The 12,669-nt window shown below is 41.5% G+C and carries 10 protein-coding genes; 6 read left to right on the top strand and 4 right to left on the bottom strand.

Annotated elements, in window-relative coordinates; all coding sequences use genetic code 11:
• Positions 1-49: 49 nt before the first annotated feature.
• The gene (locus J1N51_RS06785; protein ID WP_208833171.1) at positions 50-2,548 is read right to left on the bottom strand and encodes an EAL domain-containing protein; all 2,499 of its coding nucleotides are present in this window, start codon (positions 2,546-2,548) and stop codon (positions 50-52) included.
• A 168-nt stretch (positions 2,549-2,716) separates the two neighbouring features.
• On the opposite strand from J1N51_RS06785, the gene queA reads away from it, so the two are divergent.
• From queA to J1N51_RS06755, 6 genes are all read left to right on the top strand, one after another.
• Positions 2,717-3,778 (top strand): tRNA preQ1(34) S-adenosylmethionine ribosyltransferase-isomerase QueA, encoded by a 1,062-nt coding sequence (gene queA / locus J1N51_RS06780; protein ID WP_208833170.1) that lies wholly within the window; start codon positions 2,717-2,719, stop codon positions 3,776-3,778.
• A 119-nt stretch (positions 3,779-3,897) separates the two neighbouring features.
• Entirely contained in the window at positions 3,898-5,034 is a 1,137-nt protein-coding gene (gene tgt, locus J1N51_RS06775) for a tRNA guanosine(34) transglycosylase Tgt (protein WP_208833169.1), read from the top strand.
• 97 nt (positions 5,035-5,131) lie between these two features.
• Positions 5,132-5,467, top strand: coding sequence for a preprotein translocase subunit YajC (gene yajC / locus J1N51_RS06770; protein ID WP_208833168.1), 336 nt, complete (start codon positions 5,132-5,134; stop codon positions 5,465-5,467).
• Between the two features lie 64 nt (positions 5,468-5,531).
• On the top strand, positions 5,532-7,391 hold the full coding sequence (secD, locus tag J1N51_RS06765; RefSeq protein WP_208833167.1) for a protein translocase subunit SecD: 1,860 nt from the start codon (positions 5,532-5,534) through the stop codon (positions 7,389-7,391).
• A 15-nt stretch (positions 7,392-7,406) separates the two neighbouring features.
• Positions 7,407-8,378 (top strand): protein translocase subunit SecF, encoded by a 972-nt coding sequence (secF, locus tag J1N51_RS06760; protein WP_208833166.1) that lies wholly within the window; start codon positions 7,407-7,409, stop codon positions 8,376-8,378.
• Between the two features lie 665 nt (positions 8,379-9,043).
• Positions 9,044-9,406: a YacL family protein gene (locus J1N51_RS06755; protein WP_208833165.1), complete on the top strand. Its 363-nt coding sequence runs from the start codon at positions 9,044-9,046 to the stop codon at positions 9,404-9,406.
• Between the two features lie 11 nt (positions 9,407-9,417).
• Here J1N51_RS06755 and J1N51_RS06750 read toward each other — a convergent pair whose 3' ends face one another.
• From J1N51_RS06750 to ygfZ, 3 genes are all read right to left on the bottom strand, one after another.
• Positions 9,418-11,058 (bottom strand): methyl-accepting chemotaxis protein, encoded by a 1,641-nt coding sequence (locus tag J1N51_RS06750; protein ID WP_208833164.1) that lies wholly within the window; start codon positions 11,056-11,058, stop codon positions 9,418-9,420.
• A gap of 150 nt (positions 11,059-11,208) precedes the next feature.
• The gene (locus J1N51_RS06745; protein ID WP_208833163.1) at positions 11,209-11,694 is read right to left on the bottom strand and encodes an FKBP-type peptidyl-prolyl cis-trans isomerase; all 486 of its coding nucleotides are present in this window, start codon (positions 11,692-11,694) and stop codon (positions 11,209-11,211) included.
• 8 nt (positions 11,695-11,702) lie between these two features.
• The gene (ygfZ, locus tag J1N51_RS06740; protein ID WP_208833162.1) at positions 11,703-12,572 is read right to left on the bottom strand and encodes a CAF17-like 4Fe-4S cluster assembly/insertion protein YgfZ; all 870 of its coding nucleotides are present in this window, start codon (positions 12,570-12,572) and stop codon (positions 11,703-11,705) included.
• Positions 12,573-12,669: the final 97 nt, after the last annotated feature.

Here is a 12,669-nt window from a genome sequence, read left to right as displayed (position 1 = left end):
TAAATATAAAAAAACCGCCATACGGCGGTTATTTTATATTTGTTTTTTGTTATTCAAAGTTATTGGGATCAAATCTAAACTCTATGGCTTCGTTAAGAGGCAGTGGACGGCTAATAAAGTAACCTTGAGCATAAGTCACCCCCAAAGATTTTAAAGAATCAAAGATTTCTTTGGTTTCAACAAACTCGGCAACACTGGTTTTGTTTAAAACCATAGCGACATTACTTATGGCCTCAACAAGGGTTCTGTCAACATCATTACAGATCATATCCTTTACAAATGAGCCATCTATTTTAACAGAGTGGGCCGGCAGCTCTTTTAAATATGCAAAAGTACTAAAGCCTGTACCAAAGTCATCAATAGAGAACTTACAACCTAGCTTACTCAACTGTTCAATCATACGGCGGGTGCCACTAACGTTGGTTAAACTGGCCGACTCGGTCAATTCGAATATAATCCTTTCACCTGCGACGTTGTACTGTGACAGCTTTTCTTCAATAAGTGGTAAAAGTCTCTCATCTGAGAATGCTTGAGCAGATAGGTTAATTGCAACTCGGTGTAATTTAGGATTTTCACTAGCGAGCTTAATAGTTTTGTGGACGACCTGATGATCTAAAAAGCTAATATCTTCAGCGCGTTCTAATGCAGGAATAAACTCATTCGGATAACTCAGTTTGTCAGCTACTTGTAAACGAACTAGGGCTTCGAAGTACGCGACATCATTGTCGTCATAGGACCAAACAGGCTGGAAGTGCATTACTAGGTTGTCGTCAATGATCGCTTGTTGAAGCCTTTGAACCCACTTCATGTTATCTAGTTGCTGGGTTGACTCTGTGTCTCCTTCAACATAGCTATGGGTGCGGTTACGGCCTTTGTTTTTAGCGACATATAAAGCGATATCAGCTTGTCGCAAATACTCGGCAGCGGTTGCTTGGCCATCAATTTCAGAGACTCCGATAGAAGCACTGACTTTATAGGTGTTGTTGCCAAATTGGAAATGGGCATTTGCGATTTGATCACAAATATTATTACCAATATCAATGGCATCTTTGAGCTTGGTCTCTGACAATAAAATAACAAATTCATCGCCACCAACACGGCACAAAATATCAGAGTGACGCAACCGAGTCGAAAGGATTTGAGAGACTTCCTTTAATACAAGATCGCCCATTTGATGTCCTTCTGTATCATTGATGATCTTAAAATGATCTAAATCTATGTACAGTAAACAATGTGTTTCATTGCCCCGAGAAGCAAGCAATGTCATGCGGTTGAGTTCATTGTCGAAATAATAACGATTATAAAGGCCTGTGAGGGTATCGTGCAGAGCCAGATGTTGTAACTTTTCTTCGGCTTTTTTGCGATCGTCAATATTATCGAGGGTGGCTGTTAAGCCGTGAACTCGACCCTCTTTCACTAGTTGGTGAAGTCGCACTTCGACCCAAACCGTCTTGTTCATGACAGTTCGAATTTTTACTTCTGCCGTAGTACTGGTGACATTTGCCATCAAAATATCATTCAATTGATTGCTGAATCGATTGTGACCCAAATCATCAAATTCAATGAATTCCATAAGCGTTAAGTTGAGACTGTCTTGAATGGAAAATCCAGTGAGTTCCTGCCATGCACGATTCATAAACTTAATTCGACCGGCATTATCTAGCTCCATAACTACCGAACTTAGGTTTTCTAATAGTTTGGTGTGAGCATCTGACAGGTTTTTAAACTTTTGCTCGCTTCGCTCTAACTGATTAACCTTAGAAGCAAATTGTTTGTTACTGATAATAAAGTCATTTCGCTGTGCGGCACGTTCACAAATGTTTAGTACACGGTTTTTATTTATAGGGTTATAAATAAAATCACTGGCGCCGTTGGTCATATAAAATTCGGCACGCTCTGTGTCGTCGCGTGGAATTATTACTACGACTGAAATTTCGGGCTTTTCCTGCCGAATACTGTTCATCAAAACAAGCGAGGTTTCATCTGGTAGATCACTGTCCAAAACAACAAGGTCAATATCGTGTTGGCGAATTAATGCGAGTCCTTGCTTTGCACTTTCGGCTTCTAAAGTCGCGAACTTTACATTAAACAGAAGGTTTAGTTCGTCGCTTAGGTCAGGGTCGGCAACCACAGTTAATGTCGTTAATTTAGTAGAAACTGGTAGTTCACTAGAAAAAGCGTCAGCTAATATTGTATTAACTTCATTTAATTCACTTTTTGTGACAACGGCATTTATGCCAAATGATTTTGCGGTTGCTTCAGCGATGCGCTCGCAATGTGTATCGGTTAGTAGGACGATAGGGACTTTTTTGTCAGACTTGTAAATATCTGAACGAATTAAACTGGATAAACTCCAGCCATCTACCTTTCCCGCGTTAATTTCTGAAATGATAAATTGGTATTTTTTACGCTTGAGGTGCTCGATAGCAATACTGCTATCAGGGACGGTATCAATGTCAAACAGTTGTAACGAGTTAATTTTTTCCATTAACAGCCGTTTAGTACGAAAATCAGAGGTGATCAATAAAAGTGGCAGCAACTGCGGCATTTTCCCTACCTAAAAACTTTACCTGAGAGGATACTTTATAAACTAATTCATAAATTAACAAGTTAACATTCGAGTTTCTGTGAATGGTTTTAGTGTGGTTATAAGTCAAACACTGGTATAATTCTGCGCAAATTTTTTTAGTTTCTGTTTTACGTTTATAGGTGTGTTGTGCAAGTCGCAGATTTTCATTTTGATTTACCTGAAAAATTAATCGCTAAATCACCCAAAAAAGAGCGCTCAGCCAGTAGGTTGATGCAATTAAATGGTGAGACGGGCGAGATTACTCATCGTCAATTTGAAGAAATTATCGAATTGATCGAGCCCGGTGATTTGTTGATCTTTAACAATACTAGAGTAATTCCGGCACGCTTATTCGGCCAAAAAAGTTCCGGTGGTAAAGTTGAAATTTTGGTTGAACGTTTATTAGACGAACATTCAGTTTTGGCTCATGTACGTGCCAACAAATCGCCAAAACCTGGCAATGTCATTCACTTTGACGGCGGTATTAGTGCACAAATGGTACAACGTCACGACGACTTGTTTGAGTTGCGATTTGAAGGTGAGACACCAGTATTAAACCTGCTAGAACAACATGGCCACATGCCATTACCGCCCTATATTGACCGCCCTGATACAGAAGATGACAAAGAGCGTTATCAAACGGTTTACAATGAAAAGCCTGGTGCAGTAGCGGCCCCAACAGCAGGACTTCACTTTACTGAAGAATTGTTAGCAAAAATTGAAGCTAAAGGCGCCAAAAAAGCATTTGTGACGCTACATGTTGGAGCGGGTACGTTCCAGTCAATCCGAGTTGATGACGTGACTGAACACAAAATGCACTCTGAATACGCAGAAGTTCCTCAAGATGTTGTTGATGCTGTCATCGAAACCAAAAAAGCGGGTGGTCGGGTTATTGCAGTAGGCACTACCTCTGTTCGTTCGCTTGAATCTGCTGCTTGGAAATCAGAAATGGCCACCAAGCAATTCGAACAATTGACACCATTTACAGGCGAGACAGACATTTTTATCTATCCTGGTTTTGAATTTAAGTTAGTTGACGCAATGGTGACGAACTTCCACCTTCCTGAGTCAACATTGATAATGTTGGTGTCTGCTTTTTCTGGTAAGCAAAACATATTAAAAGCCTATAACGAGGCGATTGCCGAAGAATATCGTTTCTTTAGTTATGGCGATGCAATGTTTTTAACTCGAAAAGAGTTAGAAGGCTAGAAATTCTCGTCTGGTTAGGCGACTTTGAGCAGTGATTTCGATATACTACTGCGCAGTTTTGTAAAGCTGGTTTTGTTCTAAAAACATCCAGCAAGTTGAACACAAAAAAGAGTTTAAAAATGAAGTTTGAGTTAATCAACACTGATGGTAAGGCCCGCCGCGGCAAAATCACATTCGAACGTGGTGTCATCGAGACTCCAGCGTTTATGCCAGTGGGTACCTACGGCACAGTAAAAGGTATGACTCCGGATGAAGTGAAAGAGACCGGCGCTCATATTTGTTTAGGTAATACTTTTCACCTAATGCTTCGCCCGGGAACTGAAATCATCAAAAAACACGGTGATTTACATGATTTCATGAACTGGGACAAACCGATTTTGACCGACTCTGGCGGCTTCCAAGTCTTCAGCTTGGGCGAGATGAGAAAAATCACTGAAGAAGGGGTTGAGTTCCGCTCTCCAATCAACGGTGAAAAAATCATGTTGACTCCTGAGCGCTCAATTGCGGTGCAACGAGACCTAGGCTCTGACATTGTTATGATTTTTGACGAGTGCACGCCTTATCCTGCGACACGTGAAGAAGCGAAAAAGTCTATGGAGCTGTCTTTGCGTTGGGCTGAGCGTTCTAAACAAGAACACGGTGACAGTGAGTCGGCGTTGTTTGGTATCGTTCAAGGTGGCATGTATCCGGATCTTCGCGAAGTATCTTTAGCAGGTTTGGTAGAAATTGAATTTGATGGCTATGCAATTGGCGGTTTGTCGGTAGGTGAACCAAAAGAAGACATGATCAATATTCTAGACACTACTGCCTATAAACTTCCGGAGCACAAACCTCGTTATTTAATGGGTGTGGGTAAACCAGAGGATATCGTTGAAGCGGTTCGTCGTGGTATCGATATGTTTGACTGTGTTATGCCAACGCGTAACGCAAGAAATGGTCACTTATTCATTACTGGTGAAGTAATCAAAATCCGTAATGCTAAACACAAAGACGATACATCGCCTTTGGATCCGCACTGTGATTGCTACACATGTAAAAACTACTCGCGCGCGTATCTTCATCACTTAGACAAGTGTAACGAAATCTTAGGTGCGCGTTTGAATACGATTCACAACCTGCGTTATTACCAACGTGTTATGCAGAGCTTGCGAGATGCCATCGAGGAAAATCGATTGGACGAATACGTAGAAGCTTTTTATGCACGTCGCAACTTACCTGTTCCGCCATTGTCGGAAGAAGGTATGCCTAAAAAATAATTTGCAGTTTTTGGGGCTTTAGTATTGTAGAGTCAGTACAAAGTCCCAATATATTCTTTCATACATTAAAAAAATAATAACCTTTAGGGGAATTTCAATGAGTTTATTTATCTCAAATGCGCACGCAGCAGCACCAGGTGGTGCGGCAGCCGCTGGCCCAGACATGATCATCATGTTAGTTGTTTTTGCACTGATCTTTTATTTCATGATCTACCGCCCTCAATCAAAGCGTGTAAAAGAGCACAAAGCACTAGTTAGCTCGCTAAGCAAAGGCGATGAAGTGCTAACAGCAGGTGGTTTAATTGGCAAAATCACAAAAGTATCTGAAGAAAAAGACTTTGTTAAAGTTGAGCTTTCTGAAGGTAACGAAGTGATGATTCAAAAAGCCTCTATCAACTCAGTATTGCCAAAAGGCACTATCAAGTCGATTTAATATCAAGCCAGTCGCTTTGCGGCTGGTTTTTTGTTTGGATAAAAGATTCGAAAAGGGTTAGTTCGTGTTAAACAAGTATCCGATGTGGAAATACATCATGGTTGTTATGGTGCTGCTGATTGGCGCATTGTACTCAGCCCCTAATTTATATGGTGAAGATCCGGCTGTTCAAGTATCAGGTCTTCGCGGCGCAGAAGTGGATGAAGTGATTCTAGATAGAATCATCAATACCTTAGATGAACAGCAAATCAGCTACAAAAAAACCGAACTGGCTGCAGGTCGATTGTTGATTCGTTTGAAAAACGAAGACCAACAACTTCGCGCAAAAGAAGCAATTTCAGAGAAGCTAGACGATAAATTTGTTGTTGCCTTAAACCTTGCTCCAGCAACGCCTGACTGGTTAGAGTCATTTGGCGCGTCGCCGTTAAAACTTGGCCTTGATTTACGTGGTGGTGTTCACTTCTTGATGGAAGTTGACATGAAAGAAGCCATGAACAAATCATTTACGCAAATGGTTCAAGACTTCAGAGCAGACTTACGCGAAGAAAACATTCGTTATCGCACCATTAAACGAGACATCGCTAAAGACGCGGTGATCGTTCAAGTTCGCAAAGCCGAAGACTTAGATGCTGCTCGTCGCTTTTTACAAAACCGTTACCCAGACCTATCTGTGACAGAAGACTCGTATACAGACGAGCCTGACTTAATGGTCAAGATGACCGAAGAGCGTATTAAGGAAACTCGCCAATACGCGGTTGACCAAAACATCACTATCATTCGTAACCGTGTTAACGAACTTGGTGTTGCTGAGCCTCTAGTTCAACGTCAAGGTTTGGACCGAATCGTCGTTCAGTTACCTGGTGTTCAAGACACTGCTCGTGCTAAAGAGATCCTAGGTGCAACGGCAACACTAGAATTTAAAATGGTTTATGAAAACGGTGACATTAACGCTGCGTTACGTGGCCGTGTTCCTCCAAAAGCAAAACTATACGAAGATGCTGATGGTCGACCTGTATTACTAGAAAAGCGTGTTCGTCTTACTGGTGACCACATTGTCGATGCGCAAAGTGCGTTTGACGAGTACGGTATGCCACAAGTTGTTATCAACCTTGACACCAAAGGTGGTAACAAAATGCAGGCGATGACTAAAGACAACGTCGGTAAGCCAATGGCTGTGGTATTTATAGAGTACAAGCCTACGGAACAAAAAGACGAGAATGGCGTTTCTAAACTCAAGAAAGTTGAACAAGTTATCCAGGTTGCAACGATTCAATCGCGTCTTGGCCGTCGTTTCTCAATTACTGGTATAGACACACCGCAAGAAGCACAAAACTTAGCATTGATGCTACGTGCAGGTGCCTTGATTGCACCAATTCAAATTGTTGAAGAGCGAACGGTTGGTCCAAGCCTAGGTCAAGAAAATATTGACGCTGGTATGAGTGCCGTAATGCTTGGTTTTGCTTTGGTACTGATCTTTATGTTGGGTTATTACAAGAAGTTTGGCTTGGTCGCTAACATTGCACTTGGCGCTAACCTTATTTTGATTGTAGGTGTTATGTCTATGATCCCAGGAGCCACTCTTACATTACCGGGTATTGCTGGTATCGTTCTTACGGTAGGTATGGCGGTTGATGCCAACGTTCTAATCTTTGAGCGTATCCGTGAAGAGCTTCGCGCTGGCCGTAGTCCGCAGCAAGCGATTCACCACGGTTATGATAGCGCCTTCTCAACCATTGCTGATGCCAACATTACCACCTTTATCGCCGCTGTGATTTTGTTTGCAGTTGGTACAGGTCCTGTAAAAGGCTTCGCTATTACCTTGGCGATTGGTATTGCAACATCAATGTTTACTGCCATTGTGGGAACACGAGCTATCGTGAACGCCGTTTGGGGTGGTAAAAAACTTGATAAGCTTTCTATTTAATTGGTGGACGGAAACATGCAGTTATTAAATTTGGAAAAAACCATCAACTTTATGTCAATCCGCCGTTTTACTGGTGCGATTTCAATATTGTTGATCATTGCGTCGTTGGCGTCGTTTGCTATTAAAGGCATGAATTGGGGATTGGACTTTACCGGTGGTAGTTTGATCGAAGTCTCTTTTGATAAAAGTGCGGATTTAAAACAGATCCGCGGTGTGTTAGCAGAAGAGGGTTTTGGTGATGCAACAGTTCAAAACTTTGGTTCGAGTAAAGATGTTCTTATTCGATTAGCACCGCGTAAACGTGCAGATGACGAGTCAAATGGCGAAAAGATTACCGCTGCTATGATTGGCGACAGCATTATGTCTGCGCTTCAAGAAATGGACTCATCTGCGACTAAACGTCGAATCGAGTTTGTGGGTCCAAGCGTAGGTGACGAGTTACGTGAACAAGGTGGCTTGGCAATGCTAACCGCTTTGATCTGTATCTTGATTTATGTTGCTTTGCGCTTTGAGTGGCGTTTTGCCTTGGGCTCTGTATCTGCGTTAGCTCACGATGTAATTATCACATTAGGCTTGTTTAGCGCATTGGGTATCGAGTTTGATTTAACCGTGTTGGCGGCGATTTTAGCGGTGATTGGTTACTCTCTAAACGATACCATTGTTGTATCTGACCGAATCCGTGAAAACTTCAGGAAGATGCGTGACGGCGGACCAGAAGAAATCATCAACGAATCTTTAACTCAGACTCTAAACCGTACTATGGTTACGTCAATTACAACTATTCTTGTATTGATTGCGCTGCTTGTAATGGGCGGTGCATTGATTAAAGGCTTTGCAACTGCATTGCTATTCGGTGTTGTGATTGGTACATATTCATCAATCTACGTTGCAAGTTCGATTGCGTTGTCATTAGGTATCAGTAAAGAAGATCTAATGCCGACAGTCGTAGAAAAAGAAGGTGAAGACCAAGACCAGCTTATGCCATAAGTTGATTTTGGTGAGGTTTGATTAGGCCGGACTATGTTTGGCCTATTACCAAAAAGAAATCATCAGATATAAAAAAAGCGCCCTAAGGCGCTTTTTTTATATACTTTCCGGCATCCTATAAACTGAATCCTTCAGTCCGTCTTCCCTAGGCTCCCTGCTGTCATTTCCTTCGACGTCCTGCTCCCTGTAGTTCCAAGAATTCCATCTCAAAAGCGTCCTGCTTTCCCTTCAATCCTTTGCGCATCCTACGCTTCCAATCCATTTATTCCTGGCGTCCTGCCTTCCTTATTCCATCCTTTTAGTCAGCTCCTGCCTTCCTAACTTATGTCCCTAATCGCATCCAGCGTGTCCATTCCCTGTGTGTTAAATCATTTAACACTCTCGTCGTTAAGTGGGATTAATACTAAATGAAATTTGCTGTGCGAGAAGTTCTAAAATAGAAAAAAGTTTCTTGAAATGATTTTGAAACCCTAATTATTAGTAATTATTTCCTTTTAAAACAATGAGTTGGGAAAAGTTAGTAGGGGTTTTACCCATAAATTTAGGCCAAATCTGCAAGTGTTGTGAGATATATCTCACAAGGTGAGGGGAATAACGACTATGTTTTCCAATTTGGAGTATAATCTTAGTTATTGTATACGCCAAAACCTGAGGGAGAGTTCATTTTGGACGTTGATTTTATTTATGACACTGACAACCGAGTTCACTATATCGAATTTGATGGAGAACACAAAGCTCTCGCAAACTTTTTAAACAGTGAATTTCACCCGGGTAGGTATGAAAGCAAAAGTTTGAAAGAATTTGTCGAGCGATTAGAAGCAGAACAAGGGGATATTTCGTATTCTGAGTGGACTGTGTCCTTTGACCGCAATGAAGTGAGCATCGTCAATAATGCGATAAAAACTCAAGCCCACCCAGCGCATGAGGATACCTATCACGTTATGGAGTGGGAATATCAATACTCGTGTGGGAAGCTCGATATCCTGGCTGTATTAATGGACTGGATTGACTTTATCGAACAAAGTTAAGCTAATTGGTGTTATGCCGTATAAAACTTTAAAGCACTCTCAATTGCTTTTATCTCTTGTACAGACGCATTTTCAAACTCGATGCCTGCGTAAACATGTTCACCTTGTTCTTTTTGCCAAGCAAGGTGTCCTTTTAATACGATTGGGGCTTGGTCTCGGTACTCATTCAAATCTTGGCACGGAAGTTTTAACGAGATGGTCATCGGCTCCAAATCTTTTAATTCCGGAATCGGCTGAGTAAGCAGTAGACCAAGCCCTGTCGTGCTTAAGTCTTTAGATAGACCGTTTAATTCACCAAACTCGCCTTTGATACTGACTAGGTTATGACCTGTTATACGCGTCGCTTTACGTTTACAAAATTCTTGTTTGGCTTTTTGATCGTTAAACTGAACGGACTTATCGATATTTAGACCAGATAACTGGGCATTTAGAGATTGCGTCAAGTTGTTTAATGACGTCGAAATATTTGATGAGTTACTGATCTTCTTACTGTTTGTCGCAATCGTTTTAAATAGTACTTTGAGTAGGCCATTTAACTGATTAAAGCTTAATATTTGTTGTTGCACGACTTGTTCTATTTGTTGGTTTAACTCAGACGTGTCGGTAATGTCAGTTTGCATAGTTTGAACAACATCAGCTGTTTGGGTAATTTGATTTTGGCTCTCGTTAATGTTTTCGACGAGTAACTGCATAGAGGATTGGGCTGTGGTTACTTTACTTAACAGCTCATCTAAGATTTGCGTAATTTGATTAGCTGAGTTTTGTGACCGAACGGCTAACCCGCGAACCTCATCCGCAACAACTGCAAACCCCTTGCCTTGTTCACCTGCACGCGCAGCTTCAATGGCGGCGTTAAGTGCGAGTAAGTTGGTCTGTGCGGCGATGTCTTTTATCGTCGAAAGTATGGAATTGATATTACGACTAAACTCGACTATCTCTTCTACTTGTGCAGAAGTCTCACCGATATTGCCTGACACGTGAGTCAACTGACTGATTGATTCAGTCAGAGAGGTGAAACTTTTTTTCGCTTGTTGCTCTGCTACTAGTGAGCGCTGATTGGCTTCTTGGCTAATTGTTTGAACTTGTTCCGCTACGTTTTGAACCTGGAGGGTAGCTTGGTTAATTTCGCTTTCTTTTGCTTTTTCTGTCTCGGTCATAACTTCTATTTCTTGAGAAATAGTCGCTATCTGAAAGGCACTTTGGCCCATGTGTTTGGTCGAACGCTCAACGTCATTGAGAATTGAATTTAGCTTGCGGATCATTAAGTTAAAACGTCGCTCTAGTTCACCAATTTCATCTTTTGAATGAACCTCTACCGTTTGAGTTAAATCTCCGTGTTCTACCGCTTCTAATGATTTGACTAAGTTTAGTATTGGTTCAACAAAGAGTTGTGCAACTAGCATAATCACAAAAAACTGAAGACCAAACTGTATCAATGTGTCCCATATCGAATTGACGTAGAAATCTGACAGTTGTTGGTTGAGCGTAGCAATAAGGGCAGGATCTGAGGTGTTTTTTGAAACCGTATCGATCACGTGTTCAATTTCATTGGACGCGATGATTCTGTTGTAGACAGTAGTGATCATGGCGATAGCCATAAAGCCGACTTGTAGTTTCCATCGAAGGCTCAGTTTCAACCAAAATTCTTTCATTGTTATACTTATTATTATTTGAATGGTCTATTAAAGGTATACGGCAATCTATGTGTCGGCCTTGGCTTAGATTACTTTAATTTGGAAAGAAAATACAAAAAAAGGCGCTATCTGCGCCTTATTTATTCAAAAATGAGTCATTAATGACAATTAGTGACTGTGGCCACAGCCGCCAGCACCGTGGGCATGACCGTGAGCGATTTCGTCAGCCGTCGCTTCTCTAACGTCAATGATTTCAACGTCAAATTTAAGGTCAACACCAGCTAGAGGGTGGTTACCGTCAACGGTAACAGACTCATCGTCTTTATCAACAACGATGACTGTTTGGTCGCCGTTATCTGTAGTGGCACGTAATTGCATGCCAACTTCAACGTCAAAATCTGCAAACATTTCATTACCAATGCGTTGTACCAGACCATCGTGACGCGGGCCGTAAGCATTTTCTGCATCTACTGCAACTTCAAAAGTATCGCCTTTTTCATGACCGATTAACGCATTTTCTAAGCCTTCAATCAAAAACTTAGAGCCTTGTAGTAATACCAACGGCTCGCTGTCATATGAGCTGTCGATTAAGTTATCTTCTTTATCTTTAACAGCATAGTGCATGGTTACAACTGAGTTATTTGCGATTTTCATAGGGATCCTTAATCTTGTTCTAGGGTGTAGGGAAGAGGCATAATTTGCGCACATATGTCGCTCTCTTCGTCGATGAACAGGTGTTCACTTTGTTCTGTGTCGTTTGGCAATACCACTTGGAATACGGTCTTGCCATTACCCGCTTGACTGGTAATTACTTTACCACTTTTACGGCGACGTTCATTCATTTCTCGATAGATATCTTGGCCAGGCGTTAACTCAACTTCCGTGTCTATTTCTGCAATGTACAGGGCACGTTTGTTTTTGCCTAAATAGCGCATGCGAGCGACCATTTCTTGGCCCATGTAACAGCCTTTTTTAAACGAAATATAATCTAACGCTTGTAGGTTCATCATTTGCGGAACGTATTCACCAATGATGTTGTTATAAAGGTGAGCGCGACCAGAGGCGACTTCAAGTTGCCACCATGTGGTGTGGGCTTCTTTAGAGTCTGTAGCCTTGTCTTCTTGGTTTTGTTTTGAAACAAGAAGTTGATGGCTGGTGGTCAAATCAAAGATAACGTCGCTTTCAGTAATATTGTCAGTAAAACTGTCTGTTAAACCGGTTACCCCGTAAACATACCAGTTAGCACTGTCATCGGTTATGTCAGTTTTGGCAAACACTGCATATTTATTGAGTTCAGCAAGGGTAACCTTGAGGCTGTCTTTTACCATCACCAAAAACAAATCTTGGTTCTGTTCAAACGCTAAAAATGCAGACCAAGCTTTACCTTTAGCATTACAATGGGCTCCTGCGATCCACGCTTTTTCTCGTAATTGAAAAACGTCACAGGTTACTTGACCTTGTAAAAACTCATGGCTTTGTTCGCCGGTTAATTTGATTACGCCAAATTCTGGTAGAGTAACTAATTCGCTCATTATTCTCTTCAAAGTTAATCTTTCCTTTATCTATGGGGGCATTGTACAGAAGAACAAGGTGGGATGGCAGAGTTATGCTATAAGTTTAAAAAAGTGT

Origin of the sequence: Psychrosphaera ytuae (genome assembly GCF_017638545.1) — a bacterium.
Classification (GTDB): domain Bacteria; phylum Pseudomonadota; class Gammaproteobacteria; order Enterobacterales; family Alteromonadaceae; genus Psychrosphaera; species Psychrosphaera ytuae.
This window is presented reverse-complemented; position numbering and strand designations above follow the sequence as displayed.